Source organism: Achromobacter spanius (assembly GCF_003994415.1).
GTDB lineage: Bacteria > Pseudomonadota > Gammaproteobacteria > Burkholderiales > Burkholderiaceae_B > Achromobacter > Achromobacter spanius_C.
This window is the reverse complement of sequence record NZ_CP034689.1, coordinates 4,703,475-4,726,067: the sequence shown is the minus strand read 5'-3', so window position 1 is coordinate 4,726,067 and position 22,593 is coordinate 4,703,475. Positions and strand designations below refer to the sequence as shown.

Below are 22,593 nucleotides of genomic sequence, written 5' to 3'. Positions count from 1 at the left end.
TTACTCCCGATAGCTGACCAGCCGCGCGGCGCGTGCCAGCACGGTGTCCAGCAGCATGCCGATCAGGCCGATGAAGAAGATGGCGCAGATGATGTTGGCTATCGACAGGTTGTTCCATTCATTCCACACGAAGTAGCCGATGCCCGTGCCGCCGATCAGCATTTCCGCTGCCACGATCACCAGCCAGGCGATGCCTACCGAAATGCGCATGCCGGTCATGATGGTGGGCGCGGCGGCGGGCAGGATCACCTGCAAGGCGGTGCGCAGGCGTGACACTTCCAGCGTGCGCGCCACGTTCAGCCAGTCTTGCCGCACGGCGCCCACGCCAAACGCGGTGTTCACCAGCATCGGCCACAGCGAGCAAATGAAGATGACGAAGATGGCGGACGTGTCGGCGTCCTGGATGGTGTAGAGCGCCAGCGGCATCCAGGCCAAAGGTGAAATGGGCTTGAGCACCTGGATGAAGGGGTCGAAGGCGCGGTAGACGGTCTTGGACATGCCGATCAGAAAGCCCAGCGGTATCGCCACCAGCGCGGCCAGGCTGAAGCCGGCCAGCACGCGCGCTACCGAATACGCCAGTTGCACGCCGATGCCCTTGTCGTTGGGTCCACGGTCGTAGAACGGGTCTTTCAGGTGTTGCCACAGCTTTTCGCCAACGTCGGCCGGGCCGGGAAACGGCGTCTTGGAACCGCTGGCCGCGGCATTGCCGACCAGCGCGGCGTAGGCCGGGTCCACCGTCACGTCGCCCGTGTCGGGGCGCGTGGCGGCGTGCCACAGCAGCAAAAACGCCAGGAACAGCGCGACGGACAGAAACGTGGCCCGCCAATATTGCACCGACCGCATCAGGTTCTCCGGATCTTGAAGCTGGCCAGATAGGCCTCGGGCTGGGCCGGGTCAAACGGCTTGCCCATGACGCTGAAGCTCTTGGCCGATTCGGCGGGCGGGGTCAGGCCGGCCTCGCGCATCAGGCGCACGGCGTCGGTCGCCAGGAAGACCTCGCTGGCCACCTTCTGGTAGTCGATGTCGCCCTTGACCTGACCCCAGCGCTTCATCTGCGTCAGGATCCACACGGCGAAGGACTGCCACGGCATGGGATCGAAGTCGATGCGGTTGGGGTCCGTCAGCACTTTGCCCAGGCCGTCGGCGTAGGTGCCGGTCAGCACCTGTTCGACCACGGTGACGGGCTGGTTCAGGTAGTTGGGCGCGGCGATGGCGGCGGCGATTTCCTTGCGATTGACGGGGTTGCGGGCGTAAGCGGTGGCTTCGATGATGGACTTCAACAAGGCCTGGTAGGTGTTGGGCATGGTCTTCACGAATTCCTGGCTGGCGGCGAACGCGCAGCAGGGGTGACCGTCCCAGATGGTTTTGGACAGCGTGTGGATGAAGCCCACGCCGTCGTAGACCGCGCGCTGGTTGACGGGGTCCGGCGCCAGGAATCCGTCGATGTTGTCGGCGCGCAGGTTGGCCACCATTTCAGGGGGCGGCACGGAACGGATCTGCACGTCGGTGTCGGGGTCCAGGCCGTGTTCGGCCAGGTAGTAGCGCAACAGGTAGTTGTGCATGGAATAGTCGAACGGCACGGCGAACTTGAAGCCCTTCCAGTCCTTGGGGTCGCGGCGGTCCTTGTGTTTCATGGACAGCGTGATGGCCTGGCCGTTGATGTTCTCCACGGCGGGCATGGTCCACGGCACGGCGCGGCTGGCGCCGACGCCCAGCGAGATGGCCAGCGGCATGGGAGACAACATGTGGGCGGCGTCGTATTCGCCGGACATGGCCTTGTCGCGCACCAGCGCCCAGCCGGCGGTCTTCACTACTTCCACGTCGAGCCCCTGTTTGGCATAGAAGCCCATGGGGTGCGCCATGATGATGGGCGTGGCGCAGGTGATGGGAATGAAGCCGACCTTCAGCTTTTGCTTTTCCAGCGGGCCGGTGGATTGCGCGAAGGCTTCGCGGGCGGCGGCTAGCGGAAAGATCGACGCAATGGCGGCCATGGCGGTGCCACCGCCCACCGCGCGCAAGAAGCGGCGGCGCAGTCCGTCTTCCGGAAACAGGGCGCGCATCACCGCCTGGTCGACTGCGTTGTCCGTGATGGATTGCACGGCGCGGTCATGTTCGGCTTGCGAGGCGTGGCGGCCGCAGCCGCAGGCAAGACGGCTGTTGGCGTCGAACGGATTGCTGAATAGGGACATGGGATGGCTCCGGCCAGAGGGGGATTGGAGCCATCATGGGGCCGGGCGCGCGGGGCCGGTATCCCCGGTTCGACGATATGCGTGTAGGGGGTCTACTACGCGGTGCGACGCTGCGCCGTGCTGGTGCGCAAGGCGGCTACAGCGCACCCAGGTGGTGCGTATTGGCGTAGGCCACCAGTTCCACCAGCGTGCGCACGCCGAGCTTTTCGAAGATGCGGCTGCGGTAGGTGGAGATGGTGTTGACCGACAGAGCCAGCTGTTCGCCGATGGCGGATACCGAACGGCCGGCCACCAGCAACTGCAAGACCTGGAATTCGCGGTTGGAGAGTTGCTCGTGCGGGGGGCGGGTGCTGTCCTGGCGCACGGTGTGGGCCAGCAGTTCGGCCACGGTGGGGGTGACGTAGAGCTTGCCGGCGGCGGCGTTGATCAGGGCGGACAGCAGTTCGTCGGGGTCGCAGCCTTTGTTCAGGTAGGCGTGCGCGCCGGTGCGCAGGGCGCGCACGGCGAACTGGGTTTCGGGGTAGACGGAGAGCATGACGACGCCCAGGGCGGGGTAGTCGGCGCGCACGGTTTTCAGGACGTCGAGCCCGTCGCGTTCGCCCAGGGCCACGTCCAGCACCATGGCGTCGTAGCGGGTCTGGCGCAGGGCGCGCAGGGCGGAGGGGGCGTCGGCGGCTTCGTGTACGAGGGCCACGCGCGGGTCTTCTTCCAGGATGCGGGCCAGGCCTCGGCGGATGATGAGGTGGTCGTCGACGATGAGCAGGTTCAGGGCCATGGAGCGGGGCAAGTAGGGTTCAGGCGCGGGTGGGGTTCAGACGCAGGCGGGCGCGCATGCCGGCGCCGGGGGCGCTGTCCAGGGCAAGGTCGCCGCCGATGCCGCGCGCGCGTTCACGCATGCCAAGTATGCCGAAGGTGTGGCGGGCTTCGGGCAGTTGCATGCCGATGCCGTCGTCTTCCACGGTCAGCAGCAGGCCGTCGTCGCTCCAGACGGCGCTGACGCTGACGCTGCGGGCGCAGGCGTGGCGCTGCACGTTGGTCAGCAGTTCCTGGACGATGCGGTAGACGGCGATTTCGGCGTTACGGTCAAGGCGGCGGCGTTCGGTGTCGGGCGGGCAGAGGTAGCGGCATTGCAGGCCGGTGCGGGTTTGCAGGTCTTGCAGCAGGGTTTCCAGGGCGGCCCACAGGCCCAGGTGGTCAAGGACGACGGGGCGCAGGTCGCTGAGGATGCGGCGGGTGGCGCCCATGGCGGTCTGGGTGACTTCCAGCATGCGGTCAACGTGGGTTTGCAGTTCGGGCGTGGCGCCGAGTTGGCGGCGTAGCCAGTTCAGGTCCAGTTGCAGGGCGGTGAAGGATGCGCCGAGGTCGTCATGGATGTTGCGGGCGATGTGGGCGCGCTCTTCTTCGCGCAGGGTGGACAGGTGTGAGGACAGGCGGCGCAGGGAGTCGTGGGCGTTGCTGAGTTCGGCGGTGCGTTCGCCGACGCGGCGTTCGAGCAGGGCCTGGGTGTTGTGCAGTTCGCGTTCGATGCGCTTGCGGTCGGTGATGTCTGAAAACGTGACGACGGCGCCGACGACTTCGCCGTCGTTGCGAATGGGGTAGGAGGCGTATTGGGCGTCAAAGCAGGAGCCGTCGCGGCGCCAGAGCACTTCGTCGTCAACGCGCACGCCACGGCCTTCGCGAAAGGCTTGGAAGATGCGGCAGTCATGCACGGGCATCAGGGCGCGGTTGGCGTGGGAGTGATGGATGAGGTAGTGCATGTTGCGGCCGACAACTTCGTCAGGGGTGTAGCCGAGCAGGGTGGCGCCGGCCCCGTTGATGAAGATGCAACGGCCACGCAGGTCGATCCCGTAAATGCCTTCGCCGGCGGACTCCAACAGCATTTCCAACTGGCGGCGCCAGGCGGCGTGATGGGATAGGTGGTTCAGGTCGGCGAACATGGCGGGGCTTTATGGCGGCGCGGGGCGGATTTTTGGGGAGTGTACGGGAGGCTGGATGTGGAGGGCGTGAGGGAATGCCCTTGGTGTGCGGGGGGCTTGAGATGCTTGGGGCGTAGTTCTTGGGGCGCCCCGGGGCGAGGTTCCTGAGACGCCCGGGGCGGCGGCGTCCTGGCGGCGCGGGTCAACGATTGCGGTCCGGAGCCTTCGCTCCGGACTGCCCCGTCGTCATCCTCGTTGCCGCCTGCGGCGGCTGCCTTCGGATTCCCTCGGGCTTATCGACTCCCCGCGCCACCAGGCCACCGCCACCCCGAGCTGCGCTGCGGGAAACTTGGCGGGCGCTGGGGCGGGTGGTGTGCTTGGCATGCTTCTGTGAGGCTGGTGAGGGATTGGAGGAGTGTGCAGGGCCGCCAAAGCCGGCCGCGCGGGCGGCCTCTTTTGGCATTTGGTTTGGTGGCATTTTCCGGGCGTGATCCGACGGACCTCTCTTGGCATGTAATCCGACGACGGACGTTGGCACCTGATTCGACGGACCTATCTTCGGCACCTGACGCGACGGTACTTTGTAGGATGGGTGAAGCGCGGCACGCCCGTCACGCGAAATCCGACGCTTAACGCGTGTATGGACCGGGGACATGGGTAACGGGTGTTCGGGGACATAGGTAACACTTCTAGCATCACGGTATGGTCGTTTTTAGGAGCGAGCGATGCCGTGGAAGGAGTCAAGCCTTATGTCCTGCCGAATGGAGTTCGTTCAGCTTGCCCTGCAACCGGGCAGCAATGTGCGGGAGCTTTGCCGGCGTTTCGATATCAGCGCCAAGACCGCCTACAAGTGGTTGGGCCGCTACGAGCGGAACGGCCAGGCTGGGTTGCAAGATCTGTCTCGCAGGCCTGGCAATAGTCCTGGGCGCACGTGTGAGCAAATCGAAGCGCAGGTGATCGACCTGCACAAGCGTTACCCGTACTGGGGGCCTCGCAAGTTGCGGGCGCTGCTTGGGCCGACTACGGCGCCCGCGCCCAGTACCATCTCGGCAATTTTGCGACGACATGGCTATCGGGTCCAAGGCGAGGACTCGAACGTCGGGCTGGCGAACCAGCGCTTTGAGCATGAAGCGCCAAACCTGTTGTGGCAGATGGACTTCAAGGGGCACTTTGCCCTGACCGACGCGCGTCAGGGACGGTGCCATCCGCTGACGCTATTGGACGATCACTCACGCTACGCCCTGTGCATCCAGGCTTGTGGCGATGAGCGCAGCAAAACCGTGCAGCAGCACCTGAAGGCCGTATTTCGCCGTTACGGATTGCCCGAACGGATCACCGCGGATAACGGCCCATCCTGGGCATCGGTGCGCGGCCTGGGGCTGACAGGCCTGGAGGTTTGGCTCATGCGGCTGGGTGTGCGTATCAGCCACAGTCGTCCTCGCCACCCGCAAACCCAGGGCAAGCTAGAACGCCTGCATCGAACGCTCAAGCGCGAGTTGATCCAGGCCCGGGGGTTTAGCAGTCTGCTGGACTGCCAGCAAGCCATGGATCAGTGGCGTGAACAGTACAACCACGTCCGGCCCCACCAGGCGTTGGGGCAGATGCCGCCCCTGTCGAGATATAGACCTAGCCCTCGTCGCTATCCTGCCTCGTTGCCTCCGATCGAATACGAGCCGGGCGATCGAGTGCTCAAGGTCAGGACCAAGGGGCAGATCATTGTGAACGGACGCGTCGTCTTCGTCGGAGAGGGAATGGCGGGTCTGCCGGTCGCGGTCAGACCCTCCTCGCAAGACGGCGTGCTCGATGTCGTCTTCCTGTACAAAATTGTCCAACAGATCGACCTCAGAGCACGCCAATAGGATAAAAACCTATGTGTTACCCATGTCCCCGAACATGTGTCACCCATGTCCCCGGTCCATACAAACGCGCGCAACCCATCACGATCAACCCACACCAACCGCCGTCGAAGCACACGCCCGACACTGCGGGGAAACCCGATATAAAAGTTTGCATGGCGTCCATGATCCAGGGTTATGCCTGGGCCGTCCGCCAACACCGTCCGCGTGCTGAATCCTCAATCCAATCAGCGCCTTAGCCACAATCCCCGCCCCGGCCACCGCCCGCCGCAACCCAAGCGCTCACGGTATCGCAAAGTCGCGAAGGCATGCATGCTTCTTTCTTACGGTCGCGCGCGCCATTCGCCGCCACCCGCACCACCCCCCCGGCACTCGAACCCCATTCGAAACGAACTTCTGGAGATTGACATCGTGAGTAACGCATCCCCCGCCCGCAAAATGGGCCTGGCGGTCGCCCAGATGGGCGCCGTGAATCTTGCCGACACCCGCGCGGTGGTTGTGCGCCGCCTGGTCGAGATGATGCGTGAGGCCGCCGCCCGCAAGGCGGAATTCGTGGTGTTTCCCGAACTTGCCCTGACGACCTTCTTCCCGCGCTACTGGATGGAAGACGCCGAAGCCGTGGACCGCTTCTTTGAAAAGTCCATGCCCAATGCCGATGTGCAGCCGCTGTTCGACACCGCGCGCGAGCTGGGCATCGGCTTTTACCTGGGCTATGCGGAAGTGACGCCGGAAGGCCGCCAGTTCAATACGGCCATTCTGGTGGATCGCTCGGCCAAGATCATCGGCAAATACCGCAAGATCCATCTGCCGGGCCACTCGGACCACAAGGTTGACGCGCCGTTCCAGCATCTTGAGAAGAAGTTTTTTGAAGTCGGCGACCTGGGCTTTGGCGTGTGGGAGACCAACGACGTCAAGATCGGCATGTGCTTGTGCAATGACCGCCGCTGGCCCGAGACGTACCGCGTGATGTCGCTGCAAAGCGCCGAGCTTATCGTGCTGGGCTACAACACGCCGTCGCTGAACATCCATTGGAACGAACCCGCGCACCTGCGCACCACCACGCACGAGATCGTGCTGCAGGCCAGCGCCTATCAGAACGCGGTGTGGGTCGGCGCCGCCGGCAAGTGCGGCCATGAAGACGGCCACCACATGATTGGCAGTTCGATGATCGTGGCGCCGTCCGGCGAGATCGTGGCGCGTTCCAGCGGCGAGGAAGACGAAGTGATTACCGCGAAGATCGACCTGGGCATGGGCCAGACCTTCCGCGAACACGTCTTCAACTTCGCCAAGCATCGCAGCCCGCAGCACTACAAGCTGATCACCGAACGCACCGGCGCGGGCGAACCGCTGCCCGTGCCGGACGTGGCTTAAGCCCGGTTGAAAATTGCCTGCGTCATCGCAGGCAATTTTTTTGGCGACCAGGGATAGCTGCGCCAGGAAATGCCTTCAATGGAGGGCGGGGCGCATCGGAGAATGTCTTGGCAATGACTGGCGCAGGCGCAATTCAGGAATGTCTTGGCAATGGATGTCGGAGGTTCCATCCAGGGTTGGATCAAGTCCGCCAATAGCTTCCCGAGTGGGCGGGATCTCGACAATCCGGCCCATGATCATCACGACCCACTGCCCACGCTGCTAGACTGCCTTCGGCTCTTTGATTGATTGACCCTTTTCAGGCACTGAACCCATGCGCTTTATCGACACCGAACAGACACGCGGCGCTCTGTCATTCGACGCCGTCATTCCCGCTTTGCGCGAGGCGTTCCGCCAGGGCGCCACCGTGCCCACGCGCCACGTCCACGCCATCCAGTCGGGCACGGCGCACGGCACCACGTTGATCATGCCGGCCTGGAGCGACCGCGGTTACTTCGGCGTGAAGATCATCAACATCTTTCCCGAGAACACGCACCAGGGCCTGCCCGGCCTGCACGCCACCTACAACCTGTACAGCGCCACGACCGGCGTACCGATCGCACAGGTGGATGGCGACATCGTCACCGTGTACCGCACGGCGGGCGCGGCCGCGCTGGGTGCGGACTATCTGGCGCGCAAGGATGCGAGCACGCTGCTGATCGTGGGCTCGGGCCGCATCGCGGGCCTGGTGGCGCAAGCCATGCGTACCGTGCGCCCAATTCAGCGTGTGATGGTGTGGAATGTGCGCGAGGCCGGCGCCCAGGCGCTGGCGGAAAAACTGCGTGAACAAGGCTTCGACGCCCAGGCCACGACCGACCTGGAATCCGCCGCGCGCGCGGCCGACATCATCAGTTGCGCCACCTTGTCCACCGTGCCGCTGATACAAGGCGCCTGGTTGCGCCCGGGCACGCACCTGGACCTGATCGGCAGCTTCACGCCCGAGATGCGTGAAACGGATCCGGCCTGCTTTGACGGCACGACGGTCTACGTGGATACCGACGAAGCCCCCACCAAATCCGGCGACCTGCTGTCAGCTTTCGACGCCGGCGTACTAACGCGCGACGCCATCCAGGGCAATCTGTACCAGCTCACCACCGGCACCCGCCCCGGCCGCCAAACCGACCAGGAAATCACGGTCTTCAAGGCCGTCGGCAGCGCCCTGGAAGACCTGACGCTGGCCACCCTAGTCTACGAATCCCTGAACCCAGCCTCGTAATGCGTCGGATGGGCGACGCGCGGCACCCCCGTCACGCGAACCCCGTTCACCCATCACGTAGGATGGGTGAAGCGCGCGAACGACGGAAAAAGAACCCCACCACCGAACGCGCGCAACCCATCACACAACGCCCGCAAGTCCCCCATCACCCTCAAGGCACCAACGACAACCCCACCCGGAACTGCGATTCATTGCGCTGGTTATACCCAAGCAATGTCTCGCCATACCCGTTGAAATACTGCAAATGCAGATACCCGTTCATGTTCAACCAAGTGCGTTGCAGCGGCCACGCAAAGTCCAACTGCGTCGTCCGGCGCTTCTGATCGCCCTGGCGGTACATCGCTGACACCACCGCGCCGTTGTCCTGCGCCCAACGCAATTGCCAATCAACGTGCCCGGCATAATCGGCGTAGTCCCGGTTCTCATCGGCCACGCCAAAGTAAGCCTTGACCTTAGGCGCAAAGGTCAGCGTGCTGCCGCCGTCAAAACGGTAGTGAAAGCGCGGTTCGATGTAGCCGTCGTTAACCGAACGCGAGTCTTCGCCATCCTTGCCGTTGGAGCTGTGTTCCACCCCCGTGTTCATGCCGAAGCGCCAGTTCTGGTTGGCGGATTGCCAGATGTTGTCCGACAGCCAGAAGGCGCTGGGGTTGAAGGTGGTGTCGATGAAGGGCATGGAATCGCCCTGCAAATCCCACAGCGAGGTCTGGGTATAGGCCAGGTAGAAATTCTCGCCCCACGTTGCCGGGCGGTCGCCCGACGGGCTGAACAAGCGGTATTTGGCGCTGATCTGAAAGCGCGCCGTGGTGCGGCCGCGCGTGCCGATGTCGAAGTAGACGGGCTTGTATTCCGAGATGGAACTGCGGAAGCGGTCGAACGCGGTTTGCGGCTGCACGGTAGGCGCCACGGTGGCGTCGGGCGCGGGGCCGCCGTCGGGCGATGCGCCCGCGGCGGTAACGGCGGCCACGGGCAGGGGCTGGCCGCTGCGGGCGTCCACCACCGGGCCTTGGGCCGGCGTGCTGGCCAGGGTGCCGCTTTCGCGGCCGGTGGCGTCCAGCGCCATCAAGGACGGCTCGCCTTCAATCGACACGGCCTGCAGGCCGCGCGCATTGCTGGGCACCACCGCCTTCCATGCCATGCGGGCAAAGTTGTTGACGGGCACGCTATAGCTGGCGCGGTCGCCGTCCAGCTTGGCCAGGCTGCGCACGATCTGGCCGTCCTGGCTGCGCCATTGCAGCACCAGTTCAGGCGGCGCTTCCCAGTTGGCGCGTGCGCTGCCGTCGTTGAAGTACACGGCTTCGATGCGGACGGTTTCGCCGGGCGCGGCGGAGGGGCGGTCCAGGCGGTACGACACGCCTGCCGCGGCCGAGCCGGCGGCGCTCAGGGCGACGGCGGCGGTCAGGGTGCGCAGGGCGAAGTGAGGGTGTGCAAGACGGCGTAGGGACATGGGAACGGTGTGTTTTTCTTGTGACGAAGAAATGTAGCATCGCCTGCCGCAACTGTTTGTAAGCCAGGCTTATCGGATGTAGGCCATGTAATAAACAGGTGTTACGCAGGATGTCGTGCGATGGCCCATGCAACAAGGCCCCGCGCGGATCCAACCGCGCGGGGCCTTGCATTTCAAGCCAATGTTCGCAGACTTTCCAGCAGGCTTACTCGCCGAACTTGATCCCCTGCGCCAACGGCAGGTTGCGCGAGTAGTTGATGGTGTTGGTGGCGCGGCGCATGTAATTGCGCCAGGCGTCGGAACCCGATTCGCGGCCGCCGCCCGTTTCTTTTTCGCCACCGAACGCGCCGCCGATCTCGGCGCCGGACGTGCCGATGTTGACGTTGGCGATGCCGCAGTCGGAACCGGACGCCGACAGGAAGGTCTCGGCTTCGCGCAGGTCATTGGTGAAGATGGCCGACGACAGGCCTTGCGGCACGCCGTTCTGCAAGGCCAGCGCGTCGCCGAATTCCTGGTAGCGCATCACGTACAGGATGGGGGCGAAGGTTTCGTGGCAGACCACGTCGGTCTGGCCGGGCATTTCGGCGATGGCCGGGCGCACGTACCAGGCGTTGGGGTATTCATCGGCCAGCACGCGCTCGCCGCCGGTGACCTTGCCGCCTTGCTCGCGCGCGGCGCGCAGCGCGTCTTGCATGGCGTCAAACGATCCCCGGTCGATCAGCGGGCCGACCAGGTTGCCGCTGTCCAGCGGGTTGCCGATGGGGGCGCTGGCGTAGGCCTTGTGCAGGCGTTGCACCAGGGCGTCGGCCACGCTTTCGTGCACGATCAGGCGGCGGGTGGTGGTGCAGCGCTGGCCGGCCGTGCCGATGGCGCCAAACACGATGCCGCGCGCGGCCATGTCCAGGTCGGCGGTGGGGCCGACGATGATGGCGTTGTTGCCGCCCAGTTCCAGCAGCACGCGGCCAAAACGTTGCGCCACGCGCGGGCCTACCTGGCGGCCCATGCGGGTGGAGCCGGTGGCCGACACCAGCGCCACCGTATGCGAATCCACCAGCGCTTCGCCCACGTCACGGCCGCCGATCAGCACTTCGGACAAGCCGGCGGGCGCGTCGCCGAAACGCTGCATGGCTTGCGCGAAGAGCGCTTGGCAGGCCAGGGCGGTCAGCGGGGTTTTTTCAGAGGGCTTCCACACCACGGCGTTGCCGCAGACGATGGCCAGCGCCGCGTTCCACGACCACACGGCCATGGGGAAATTGAAGGCGCTGATCACGCCGATGACGCCCAGCGGATGCCAGGTTTCCATCATGCGATGGCCGGGGCGTTCGGACGCGATGGTCAGGCCGTACAACTGGCGCGACAGGCCGACGGCGAAGTCGCAGATGTCGATCATTTCCTGCACTTCGCCTTCGCCTTCGGCCACGATCTTGCCGGCTTCCAGGCTGACCAGGCGGCCCAGCGCCGTCTTGTTCTCGCGCAAGGTTTCGCCCAACAGGCGGATCAATTCGCCTCGGCGCGGGGCCGGCACGTCGCGCCAGGCCAGGCTGGCCTGGCGGGCGCGCGTGATGGCCGAATGGGCCTGGGCCACCGTGTGTTCATGCACCTGCGCCAGTTCAGCGCCGTCGATCGGGCTGCGCGCGGTCAGCGTGCCGCCGGTAAGCGCGTCGGGGTTCAGGCCGAGCGCGCGCAGGATGTCTTGGGGGGTGTCCATGCCGGTTCCTTGGATTGCCAGCGAAGTCATGGCTTCGCTTAAGGGTTATGCCTAAGTGGCGATTCGGGAAAAAAATTTACTATACGAAACTCCAGCGTGAATTGCGAAACTTTTTTGCTTAACCCGCTTAAGCGCGGTTTTCGAGGTGCATCAGTGGCAGACGCTTTACTGGATGTCCAGGCAGTCACCAAAACGTTCCATCGCGACGGGCAGCCCCCGCATCTGGCGCTGGACGGCGTTGATTGCCAGTTGAACAAGGGTGAAGTCATGGTGGTGGTCGGGCCGTCGGGCTCCGGCAAAAGCACCTTGCTGCGCACGCTGAACGGCCTGGAAAGCATTGATAGCGGCACCATTCGCGTGGACGGCGTGTCCTTGACGGACCCGGCCACCGACGTCAATCGCTGGCGCACCAATGTCGGCATGGTGTTCCAGCACTTCAACCTGTTCCAACACCGTACTGCGCTGGACAACGTGGCGCTACCCCAGCGCGTGGTGCGCGGGCGCAGTCGCGCAGATGCCGAACGCTACGCCCGCGACCTGTTGGGCCGCGTCGGCATGGCCGACTTCGGCGAACGCTATCCCAGCCAGTTGTCGGGCGGCCAGCAGCAGCGCGTGGCCATCGCCCGCGCGCTGGCCATGGACCCCAAGCTGATGTTGTTCGACGAGGCCACTTCCGCGCTTGACCCTGAAACCGTGGGCGGCATCCTGGAACTGATGCGGCAACTGGCGCGCGACGGCATGACGATGGCCGTCGTCACCCACGAAATGGGATTCGCGCGCGATGTCGGCGACCGCGCGCTGTTCATGGACGCCGGGCGCATCGTGGAAATCGGTACGCCCGAAGAGGTGTTCGTTCATCCCAAGGAGCCGCGCACGCGTGCTTTCCTGGACAAGATTCTGTAGTTCAAGCAAATACCGCAGTTCAAGCAGTTCAAGCTGTTCAAGCAATCCAAGCACAGGCCGGTCCGGCAAATCCGGGCGCTGCCGGCCATGCGGCAACACCCTATGCCAAGCCCGGAACGACGTCATCCACCACAAGGGAATATCGAAATGCTGAAAATCAAACAATGGCTGGGCCTGGCCAGCATCGCCGTCGCCGCCAGCACCGTGGCGCTGCCCGCGCAAGCCGACGAACTAAGCGACATCATCAAGCGCGGCGAACTGCGCGTGGCCGTGCAGACCTCGGGCCCCTTGATGAGCTTCATGGACAAATCCGGCAAGCGCACCGGCCTGGCCGTGGAAGTGGCCAAGCGCATGGCCGACGACCTGGGCGTGAAGCTGGTCCTGCAAGACTACGAATGGAAGGGCCTGCTGCCGGCGCTGTTGTCCGGCAAGGCCGACATGGTGGCCGCCGACATGACGCCCACCCCGCAGCGCGCGGCGCAAGTGCTGTTCTCGGCGCCCATGTTCTATGCCGAAACGGTTGCCGTGGTGCAGAAGGACTCGCCCTACAAGTCGTACCAGGAACTGAACAAGGACGGGCTGAACGTCGGTGTGCTGGGCGCCAGCACCTACGCCGAAGCCGGCAAGAAGATGCTGCCCAAGGCCACCATGAAAGAGTTCTCGGGCGGCAGCGCCCCGGTGGGCCAGGCCCTGTCCAGCGGCCGTCTGGACGCCGGCATCATGTCCATGTCCACCGCCAACCAGTTCCTGGTGGACTTCGGCAACCTGCGCGTGCTGGACGGCGTGATGGTGCGCGAGCCGCTGGCGTTTGCCGTCGGCCCCAACGCCTTCCGCCTGAAGTTCTGGCTGGATAACTGGCAAACGCTGAAGACCGCCGACAACACGCTGCCCGAGCAGGTGAAGTACTGGTACTCCACCGACTGGAAGAAAGACCACCAATAAACCGCGCCACATAACCAGGAGACCGGAGCGCCCATGGATTGGCTGATCGACTACTACAACTGGCGCATCGTCAGCCAGTACACGGGCGAATTCGCCACGGGCCTGGCCAACACGCTGATCGCGGCGGGCGCCAGCCTGGTGCTGTCCGTGTTGGCCGGCGTGCCGCTGGCCTTGCTGCACATGTCGCGCCGCGGCGCCATCTGGCGCCCGGTGGCGGCCTACGTGCAGTTCATCCGGTCCACCCCCTTGCTGGTGCAGATCTACCTGGTGTATTACGCGGTGCCCATGGTGATACCGGGCGCCGGGCGCTGGAGCGAAATGGTGCTGGGCATCATGGCCATGACGCTGCACCACGCCGCCTACATGAGCGAGATCATCCGCGTAGGCATTGAATCCGTGCCGCGCGGCCAGATCGAAGGCGCCAAGGCTTGCGGCATGAACTATCAACAGCGGCTGCGCTACGTGGTGCTGCCGCAGGCATTCGCCAACACGCTGCCGCCGTTGCTGGGGCAGACCGCCGTGCTGATCAAAGACACGTCCCTGCTGTCGCTGATCACCGTATTCGAACTGGTCGCGGCCGGCGTGCAGATGAACAGCGACCGCATCGTGCCCAGCGAAAGCTTCCTGACGATTGCCGCGGGCTACCTGCTGATCTACGGCGTCATGCTGTTGTTGTCGCGAGGCGTCAGCCTCTGGTTGGCCGGCCCGGCCTGGAACGCGAGGTAAGCATGCTGGATTCCTATCTTTCCACCGCCGGCGTCGTGCTGCCCTTTCTGCTGAAGGGCTTCTGGGAAACGCTGAAGATATCGTTCGTGGCCATCATCGCGGGCTCGCTGCTGGGCTTTGTGATAGGGGTGATACGCAGCTACCACATCCGTGGTATTCACCAGTTGTTGGGCCTGTACATCCACATCCTGCGCGGCACGCCGTTTCTGGTGCAGCTTTATATCTTCTACTTCGTGCTGCCCAACTCCGGCATCGAACTGCTGCATTGGGATTCCGCCACCGCCGCCTTCGTGTCGCTGTCCGTGTACACGTCCTGCTACGTCGCTGAAATCGTCATGGGCGCCATCCAGTCCGTGCCGCGCGGCCAGACCGAAGGCGCCATGACGCTGGGCCTGCGACCCCTGCAGATCCTGCGGCTGGTCGTGTTGCCGCAGGCCATGCGCCTGATCGTGCAACCCATGAGCGGCGTCTACGTCATGCTGATCAAAAGCACCGCCATCCTGTCGGTGGTCGGCATTACCGAACTGACGCGCCAGGGCGAGGTATTCATCATTACCTTCCCCGCTAAATCGCTGTTCATCTACGGCATGATCGCCGCCATCTACTTCATCTACTGCTACCCGTTGCTGCGCCTGGCCAACTGGCTGGAAAAGCGCCTGACGGGCGGCCTGCAAGGCGCAAGCCTGCATTGACACGGACCTGAACCGGCATGGCCTCCGAGTACATCGACACCTACTACAAGCGCACGCTGTCCGACGCGGACACGCGCTATGCGCCGCTGGCCGGCGTGGCCAGCACCGACGTCTGCGTGGTGGGCGGCGGGCTGGCCGGCTTGTCGACCGCGCTGGAACTCGCCCGACGCGGCCGCAGCGTCACCTTGCTGGAAGGGCGCCGCATCGCCTGGGGCGCATCCGGGCGCAACGGCGGCTCGGTGTCGCCCGCGTTTTCGGCCGGCGCCGACGCCATCAAGCGCCATGTGGACGAAGACCACTACCGCCAGCTTTACCGGCTGTCGATGGAAGGCGTCGAGATCATCCGCGACAACATCCGCACACTGGCCATCGCCGACGCCCACAAGGTCGACGGCCGGCTGCGCGTGGTGCGCTACGAAGCCACCGACGCGCTGAACCAATGGTGTGACGCCCAGCGCCGCGACTTTGGCCGCGATGTGCGCTTCCTGACGCGCAGCCAGGTGCGTGAACGCCTGCTGTCCGACGTCTATCACCAAGGCGTCGAAGACCCGGCCTCGTTTCACTTTCATCCGCTGAACTACGCGCGCGCGCTGGCCCGAGAATGCGTGCGCCTGGGCGTGCGCATCCATGAAGATTCCCCCGTCACCGGCGTCACGCTGACCGGCGCCGTCAAGCACCTGAAAACCGCCCAAGGCCAGATCGAAGCGCGCACCGTGGTGCTGGCCACCGGCGGCTACACCGGCGACGTGGTGCCCGCGCTGCGCCGCGCGATGCTGCCCATTGCCACCTACATCATGCTGACCGAACCGCTGGGCGACCGGGTGCTTGAAGCCATCCGCAGCACCGCGGCCATCGGCGACGACCGCCGCGCCGGCAACTATTACCGCGTGCTGGATGGCGGCCGTATCGGCTGGGGCAGTAGAATCACCACCCGTGTCGACGACCCACCCGATCTGGCCGAATCGCTGCGCCGCGAATTGCTGTCCGTTTACCCGCAATTGCAGGGGCTGCGCGTGGAAACCGCCTGGTCGGGCCGCATGGCTTACGCCCGGCATCTGATGCCGCAGATTGGCCAGCTGGCGCCAGACGTCTGGTATTGCACGGCGTTCGGCGGTCACGGCATGAACACCACCTCCATTGGCGGGCGCGTCGTGGCCGAAGGGATCACCGGCGACACGCAACGCTATAAATTATTCGAACCTTTTGGGCTGGCCTGGAACGGCGGCGGGCTGGGCACGGCGGCGGTTCAACTGACTTATTGGTCTTACCAGGCGCGCGACTGGTGGCGGGAGCGCACCACGCGGGCATGACAAGGTACACAGGATGCACGGCAACAAACAAAGCGCGTTGGCGCAACGGCTGCGGGCCTTGCGCCAAGCGCGCAATTGGACCCTGAAGCAGGCGGCGGCAGCCACCGGCGTTGCCGCGTCCACGCTGTCGAAAATAGAAAACAGCCTGCTGTCGCCCACCTACGACAACCTGATCAAGATCGCCGCGGGCCTGGACCTGGACGTAGCCGAACTCTTCACCGCGTCCGACGCCCACATGGGCACCGGCCGCCGCAGCCTCAGCCGCGAAGGCGAAGGCCGCCAATACGAAACCCCGTACTACGACCACCGCCTGCTGTGCACCGCGCTGTCACACAAGCGCATGATGCCGTTTCACACCCGCGTCAAGGCGCGCTCGTTCGACGAATTCCAGGACTGGAGCCGCCACCGCGGCGAAGAATTCGTCTACGTGCTGGAAGGGGAGGTCATGCTGTACACCGAGTTCTACGAACCGGCGCGTTTGAAGGCGGGCGAAAGCTTCTATATAGACAGCCGCATGGGCCACCGGGTAATCAGCCTGAGCGAGGCGGATGCGATGGTGCTGTGGGTGTCCACGCACGCGGATATCGAGGACGAGTAGGGGGGCGTGGGGGCTTAGAGGCCGCTGCGGTAGGCCGCGTCCCAAGTTTTTCGGCAACAAGGTAAAATGCGGCGCCCGGACATCTTTCGGGGTCATCAAAAGACTGCGCGGCAGTAGCTCAGCTGGATAGAGCACGGGCCTTCTAAGCCCGGGGTCGGGGGTTCGAGCCCCTCCTGCCGCGCCAGAATAGTCTGCAAATACAAGGCTTTGAACGGGCCCACCCACCGAGCCCCACCCACCGAGTCCACCCACTCGCGGTCCAGAAGCCACATCGCGTCGTTGCATTGGTCGATGTATTCGCTGAAGGCGCCGTCCACCATGCCGTCCGTGTCGTGTCTATAATGCGAATCGTTATTGTTCCATTTTGGTGCGGGCGCAGCCGTGTCTTCCTCATCCGATGTTATGAAAGGCCAGGCGGTCGAGGACCTTTATCGCGTCCATCACCGCTGGCTGGTGACACTACTGCGGCGCAAGACGGGTAACGTCGACCAGGCGGCCGACTTGGCGCACGACACCTTCGAACGGGTCTTGCGTGACGATATCCGCGCCATCATCGCGGCGCCGCGCGCCTGCCTGACCAACATTGCTCGCACACTGACCATCGGCCATTTCCGCCGGGCGGCCGTCGAGGCGGCTTATTGCGAGGTGCTGGCGCGCCAGCCCGTCGACGTGGCCCCTTCGCCGGAAGAGCAGGCGCTGGTGGTCGAGGCGGTGACGGCGGTGTGCGCCGTGTTAGATGGCTTGTCGGTGCACGTGCACCGGGTGTTCATGCTGGCGCAGGTGCAAGGTCTGTCGCAGCCCGAGATCGCCCGCGAATTGGGCATTTCCACCAACGCCGTACAGAAAGCCTTGTCCAAGGCCTTGCAGCATTGCTATCTGGCGATCTATGGCTGACGCCGCGATGCTGAGCAAGCGTGCCCCGGACGGCCTGCTGGTCGATCGCAAGCGCCTGGCGCAGGCGGCCGACTGGATGGCCCGGCTGCAAGGCGAGCCCAGCGATGCGACGGTGGCCGCCTGTCTGCGCTGGCGGCAGGCGCATCCCGACAACGAAACCATCTGGCAGCGGATGTGCGCCATGCGGGGCGATCTTGCGGCGCGCTGTGCCGTGGCGCCGCCGGCGGTCGCGGTCGAATTGATCGAGCGGGCCGCGATGCGCCGCGCGCGCCGCGACGCGCTCAAGTGGATGGTGACGGGCGGCGCTGTGGCCGGGCTGGCATGGGCCGCCGAACCGTGGGAACGCTGGCCCGTCCTGCTGGCGGATCAGCGCACGGGCACGGGCGAACTGCGCACCCTGACGTTGGATGACGGCACGCGCATCGTCATGGGGCCGGGCACCGCGCTGGACCTGCGCCTGGACCAGCGGCCTCGCTCCCTGGTGCTGCGTTCGGGTGAAATCTTGATCACCAGCGCCAGTCCCAACGACTTGGGCCCGCTGTCGGTGATGACGCGCGACGGCGTGCTGACGCCTGTGGGTACGCGCTATTCCGTGCGCGACAACGGGGCTGACCGAGGCTATGAGATCGCCGTTTTTGTAGGGGCGGTTGATATCGTCGCGCGCGCCGATGGGCGGGTGACTCGGGTGCTGGCAGGCCAGCATACGGCGCTGCAAGCGTTGGGCACCGGTCCGGTGCTGCCGGTGGCGCCGGGCGCGGACGCCTGGACGCATGGCATGTTGTTGGCCGACCGGATGCCGTTAGGCGACTTCGTGGCGCAACTGGCCCGCTACCGGACGGGCGTGCTGCGTTGTGATCCCGCCATCGCGCGGCTGGAAGTGGTGGGCACGTATCCGTTGGCGGACAGCGACAGCATTCTGACGATGCTGCCCCGGGTGTTGCCGGTGCGGGTGCATTACCGCACGCGATATTGGGTGACCCTGAGCGCCGCCCACTGAGGGCGCGGTGAAGTTGTTACAGGAAAGGCGGAAATTCAGCGTTCGAGCGAAAGAGATAGAGAACGGCGCCAACACACCGGCGTATCTGTTTTCCATCCCAGTCTAGGAACTCTGAGTCATGGCCTTTCCCCGAGCCGCCCGCCACACCCTTCTTGCGTCGGTATTGCTTGGCGCAATCCTTCCCCATCTGCCGTCTTCTGCCTGGGCGCAGGCGGCAGCCGACGATCAACGTCGCGCCTATCGCATTGACGCGGGTGGCTTGAATGCCGCCTTGTTGAGCTTCGGCGCGCAGGCTGGAGTGTTGATCGCAAGCGATCCCGCCGTCACGTCGGGTTTGCAGAGTCCGGGCGTGGACGGGGTGATGAGCGTCAGGGAAGGGCTGGTGGCGTTGCTGCGCGGCACGGGTCTGGAGGCGCTGCCCGAGCGTGACGGGTATCGCCTGGTTCGCGTGCCACCGCCCGGCGTGACGCAGCTTGAACCCGTCACCGTGCTGGGCCGCCTGGGCGTGACCGAAAACACCGGTTCTTTCACCGCCAGTTCGGCCACGGTGGGGGGCAAGACGGCGCAAGCGCTGCGCGAGGTGCCGCAAAGCGTGTCGGTGATCACCCGGCAAGAGATCGAAGACCGGCGTCTGGTCAGCCTGAACGACGTGATGAGCGCCACGCCGGGCATCGCGATGTTCCAGGGGGCGATGCTCAGCAGCAACTACCTGTCGCGCGGATTCGCAATCGGCAATATGCGCGTGGATGGCGGGGCGTCGATGTACCGCTCGTTCGGTGCGGACGATGACATGGCGTTCTATGATCACGTCGAAGTGCTGCGCGGTGCTGACGGTCTGTTTGGCGGCGCCAACGAAGCGGGCGGCACGATCAACCTGGTACGCAAGAAACCCACCCCGGAATTGCAGGTCATCGCGCAGGCCGAGGTAGGCAGTTGGGCCTATAAGCGTACGGATCTGGACGTGAGTGGCCCGCTGACGGAAAACGGCAAGTTGCGTGGGCGCGGCGTGCTGGCCTATGAAGACAAGAATTTCTTCTACGATGTGGCGCACAGCCGCCGCACGCTAGGCTACGGGATTCTTGAAGCGGATCTGACCAGCACCACCACGGCCTTTGTCGGGGCCTCTTATCAAAAGCGGGATTCGTCCTATCAGGGCTACGGTTTGCCGCGCTATGCCACCGGCGAGGACCTGAAGCTTCCCCGCAATACCTACCTTAGCGGCGCCGATGATCAGGCGACCCGGACCATCGTCAATCTCTTCGGGCATGTGACGCAGCAGCTTGGAGGCGATTGGAGCGCCAACCTGGACATCAACCATGAAAACTCGCACCAGGACCGTTTCGATCACTATTTCTCCGGCGCGATCGACCCCTTGACGGGCAGCGGGTTGTTCGACACCGCCAGCGACCAGAACGAGCACTTCAAGAACACGTCCATCGACTTATCCGCCAATGGTTCGTTTGGCCTGTGGGGTCGCCGCCACCAGGTGGTGGTGGGCGCCAGTTGGGAACGTTTTCGGCCCAGCACTTATGGTTCCAAACCGTCCAACCGCGGTCAGGCGGTGCCTGACATCTTTGAGTTCGATCCTTACGATTACCCGCGCGACACGGACTTCACGCCGATGTGGAATCAGACCACCGACACGCGGCAGGCCGGCGTGTACGGGTCGCTGAACATGCATCTGGCCGATCCGCTGCATGTGATTGTGGGCGGCCGCCTGAGCCGGTACGACTACACATTCACGAACCAGACCTTGAATGCCGCAAGAGAGGTCACTGCAACCTCGGTGACCCAGTACCAGGACGACAATGTCTTTACGCCCTATCTGGCCGCGACGGTTGATCTGAACGACACCTGGACCACCTACGCCAGCGTGGCCGAAACCTTCAAATCGCAAGCCAACAGCCTGCAAGGCCCGGCGCCCGGTAACCCGCTGGACCCGGTAACCGGCCGCAACTACGAGATCGGCCTGAAGGGCGAGCATCTGGACGGCAAGCTGCATAGCGCGTTCGCCATTTATCAGATCGAGCGCAAGAATGCCGCCGTGCGCGATACGACCTATCCGTCCAGCAGGGCGGGCAACGGCGCGACTTGCTGCTTCCTGCCCAACGGGAACATCGTCAGCAAGGGCTTCGACGCGGAATTAAGCGGGGAAGTGGCGCCGGGCGTCCAACTGACAGCCAGCTACAACTACAACCAGAATCGCGACCGCAATGCGTCGGGAGGCAGCTATCAGCCCCTGACGCCCAAGCACATGGCCAAGATCTTTGCGACCTACCAGTTGCCGGGCGAACTGCATCGCTGGAAAGTGGGCGGCGGCGTCAGCATCCAAAGCACCACCTATGTCAGCGGCAGCGCGTACTTGCGTAATGCCGACGGCAGCCTCAGCAAGCAAAGCAAGCCTTACAAGTTCACGCAGCCCGGCTACGCGATCTGGAATGCGTTTGCCCAATACCAGATCAGCGACAACTGGTCGGCGCAGGTCAACGTGAACAATTTGTTCGACAAGACCTACTACAGCACGGTCGGTTACCTGGACTACGGCAACTTCTACGGGACGCCGCGCAGCGCCGCATTGACCTTGCGCGGCCGCTTCTAAGCCGTTGTCCGGCTGGCTCCCGAACAGGTTCGCCTAAGAGAACAGGACATGTCCCATACATTTCTAAGATTGTTCTCATTTACCTGCTTAGGAGCTTGCTTCTAAAAGTGGTTACCACCACTTGACGCCTGAGACGGCCACTACGGTCCGTCCTCGGCGGGAGCACGCCATGACTTCTTCGTCCGACTTCCGGACCTTCACCACCCCGCAGATATTCGAAGCAACGCTCAGCGTTCCAGGCCATACGGAAACGGCATGAAGGACACCACGTCCGATCAATCCAACTGGTCGCGTCAAGTGGTGAACACACTGCCTCACCTGAACTGGGCCACGCTCCAACAGGGCGCACGGCCTTGGCTTTGGCTGAGCGGAGCACACAGCGAAACACTTGAACAAGACCTGCTGAAGTTAACCAAGCGTTTTGACTATCGTTGGGTGTGGCGCGACACGCCCTGGGAATACGCTTCTCCAGGCTATCGCGGCGGGCCTTTGCTGGTACCGCTGGACGAGCCGCTCTTTACCTTCGCGCTCGACCACTGGCTTGGCCAGCAGGCGGGCTTGATTCTGCTAGGCCCTGACGACGATGCCATGCTGGTGGCTCACCTCCAGCACTTGCACCAGCTGACGGGATCTGATGGTTTTCCGATCGCTTTCAGTCTCCATGCCGCGCGCGCCCTTGAAGAACTCTGTGAAGGCTTGCCGGCGGATCGTCTATATCAGCTTTTCGGCCCCATTCAGCGCTTTGTCTGGCACGCAGGTGATGTGCTGTCGGGCGAGTGGCTGTGTGCCGATGCTCCGGAAGCCGCTTTCACTTCGTGGATAACGGAAAGCCCCATCGCTTTGACAGCGAACGATGAGGCCGCGCTTGGCCAAGCCAGCCACGCGTGGTTCATGCGCGACTGTGCACGCGACTTTCGTCAACGTTTTCCGGCGTACGGCCGCCCAGAGAATGAACCAGTGCTCTGGCGGCATCTAAATCTCTTCACTAGTGAGGCCACCGATCAACTGGGGCTAGTCACGGAACGCGACGTTCGCCATTACCTGGAACTGCGCTTTCGCTATGCACAGGAGAGCTTTACCAAGGATGTCGCGTTGCGCGACATCTTGGTCAATCGAAAGGTGCAGGGGAAACAGCGCTTGACGGACGCCGAAGCGCGGCTGGCCGCTACTGCTTCCACGATGTCGTAAGGGAG

19 protein-coding genes and 1 tRNA gene are annotated in these 22,593 nt (G+C 64.2%); 14 read left to right on the top strand and 6 right to left on the bottom strand.

The genetic code is table 11. From position 1 onward, the window contains the following. From ntrB to ELS24_RS21615, 4 genes are all read right to left on the bottom strand, one after another. Window positions 1-843: a nitrate ABC transporter permease gene (gene ntrB / locus ELS24_RS21630; RefSeq protein WP_127185333.1), complete on the bottom strand. Its 843-nt coding sequence runs from the start codon at window positions 841-843 to the stop codon at window positions 1-3. Further along, entirely contained in the window at window positions 843-2,189 is a 1,347-nt protein-coding gene (locus ELS24_RS21625) for a CmpA/NrtA family ABC transporter substrate-binding protein (protein ID WP_127185332.1), read from the bottom strand. The genes ntrB and ELS24_RS21625 overlap by 1 nt, the downstream gene beginning before the upstream one ends. A gap of 136 nt (window positions 2,190-2,325) precedes the next feature. Next, window positions 2,326-2,964 carry a response regulator gene (locus ELS24_RS21620; RefSeq protein ID WP_050450344.1) on the bottom strand — a complete coding sequence of 213 codons (639 nt, stop codon included), beginning with the start codon at window positions 2,962-2,964 and terminating at the stop codon, window positions 2,326-2,328. Window positions 2,965-2,983: 19 nt separating this feature from the next. Beyond that, window positions 2,984-4,126, bottom strand: coding sequence for a sensor histidine kinase (locus tag ELS24_RS21615; RefSeq protein ID WP_050450345.1), 1,143 nt, complete (start codon window positions 4,124-4,126; stop codon window positions 2,984-2,986). Between the two features lie 704 nt (window positions 4,127-4,830). Here ELS24_RS21615 and ELS24_RS21610 point away from each other — a divergent pair. From ELS24_RS21610 to ELS24_RS21600, 3 genes are all read left to right on the top strand, one after another. Then, on the top strand, window positions 4,831-5,964 hold the full coding sequence (locus tag ELS24_RS21610; RefSeq protein ID WP_127183689.1) for an IS481 family transposase: 1,134 nt from the start codon (window positions 4,831-4,833) through the stop codon (window positions 5,962-5,964). A gap of 435 nt (window positions 5,965-6,399) precedes the next feature. Next, a complete protein-coding gene (locus ELS24_RS21605; RefSeq protein WP_205737011.1) occupies window positions 6,400-7,332 on the top strand; it encodes an N-carbamoyl-D-amino-acid hydrolase in 933 nt (310 codons plus the stop codon). A gap of 313 nt (window positions 7,333-7,645) precedes the next feature. Continuing rightward, complete coding sequence (locus ELS24_RS21600; protein WP_127185331.1) at window positions 7,646-8,587, top strand: ornithine cyclodeaminase family protein; 942 nt, start codon at window positions 7,646-7,648, stop codon at window positions 8,585-8,587. Window positions 8,588-8,738: 151 nt separating this feature from the next. Here ELS24_RS21600 and ELS24_RS21595 read toward each other — a convergent pair whose 3' ends face one another. Both ELS24_RS21595 and amaB read right to left on the bottom strand, forming a co-directional pair. Continuing rightward, the gene (locus tag ELS24_RS21595; protein WP_127185330.1) at window positions 8,739-10,031 is read right to left on the bottom strand and encodes a phospholipase A; all 1,293 of its coding nucleotides are present in this window, start codon (window positions 10,029-10,031) and stop codon (window positions 8,739-8,741) included. Window positions 10,032-10,236: 205 nt separating this feature from the next. Further along, complete coding sequence (amaB, locus tag ELS24_RS21590; RefSeq protein WP_127185329.1) at window positions 10,237-11,739, bottom strand: L-piperidine-6-carboxylate dehydrogenase; 1,503 nt, start codon at window positions 11,737-11,739, stop codon at window positions 10,237-10,239. 153 nt (window positions 11,740-11,892) lie between these two features. Here amaB and ELS24_RS21585 point away from each other — a divergent pair, with 153 nt between their 5' ends. From ELS24_RS21585 to ELS24_RS21535, 11 genes are all read left to right on the top strand, one after another. Next, window positions 11,893-12,642 (top strand): amino acid ABC transporter ATP-binding protein, encoded by a 750-nt coding sequence (locus tag ELS24_RS21585; protein WP_127185328.1) that lies wholly within the window; start codon window positions 11,893-11,895, stop codon window positions 12,640-12,642. Window positions 12,643-12,789: 147 nt separating this feature from the next. Then, entirely contained in the window at window positions 12,790-13,584 is a 795-nt protein-coding gene (locus ELS24_RS21580) for an ABC transporter substrate-binding protein (RefSeq protein WP_127185327.1), read from the top strand. Window positions 13,585-13,617: 33 nt separating this feature from the next. Further along, window positions 13,618-14,310 (top strand): amino acid ABC transporter permease, encoded by a 693-nt coding sequence (locus tag ELS24_RS21575; RefSeq protein ID WP_050450278.1) that lies wholly within the window; start codon window positions 13,618-13,620, stop codon window positions 14,308-14,310. Window positions 14,311-14,312: 2 nt separating this feature from the next. Then, a complete protein-coding gene (locus tag ELS24_RS21570) occupies window positions 14,313-15,002 on the top strand; it encodes an amino acid ABC transporter permease (protein ID WP_050450277.1) in 690 nt (229 codons plus the stop codon). Between the two features lie 17 nt (window positions 15,003-15,019). After that, window positions 15,020-16,312, top strand: coding sequence for an NAD(P)/FAD-dependent oxidoreductase (locus tag ELS24_RS21565; protein WP_127185326.1), 1,293 nt, complete (start codon window positions 15,020-15,022; stop codon window positions 16,310-16,312). A 13-nt stretch (window positions 16,313-16,325) separates the two neighbouring features. Continuing rightward, window positions 16,326-16,910: a helix-turn-helix domain-containing protein gene (locus ELS24_RS21560; protein WP_050450275.1), complete on the top strand. Its 585-nt coding sequence runs from the start codon at window positions 16,326-16,328 to the stop codon at window positions 16,908-16,910. A 107-nt stretch (window positions 16,911-17,017) separates the two neighbouring features. Continuing rightward, window positions 17,018-17,094: transfer RNA gene (locus ELS24_RS21555), tRNA-Arg, on the top strand. A gap of 197 nt (window positions 17,095-17,291) precedes the next feature. After that, complete coding sequence (locus ELS24_RS21550; protein WP_240669354.1) at window positions 17,292-17,804, top strand: sigma-70 family RNA polymerase sigma factor; 513 nt, start codon at window positions 17,292-17,294, stop codon at window positions 17,802-17,804. After that, the gene (locus ELS24_RS21545; RefSeq protein WP_127185325.1) at window positions 17,797-18,801 is read left to right on the top strand and encodes a FecR domain-containing protein; all 1,005 of its coding nucleotides are present in this window, start codon (window positions 17,797-17,799) and stop codon (window positions 18,799-18,801) included. Before ELS24_RS21550 ends, ELS24_RS21545 begins: the two co-directional genes overlap by 8 nt. Before the next feature lie 118 nt (window positions 18,802-18,919). Beyond that, the gene (locus ELS24_RS21540) at window positions 18,920-21,400 is read left to right on the top strand and encodes a TonB-dependent siderophore receptor (protein WP_127185324.1); all 2,481 of its coding nucleotides are present in this window, start codon (window positions 18,920-18,922) and stop codon (window positions 21,398-21,400) included. Between the two features lie 255 nt (window positions 21,401-21,655). Beyond that, entirely contained in the window at window positions 21,656-22,588 is a 933-nt protein-coding gene (locus tag ELS24_RS21535) for a hypothetical protein (protein WP_127185323.1), read from the top strand. The last annotated feature ends 5 nt before the right edge of the window (window positions 22,589-22,593 follow it).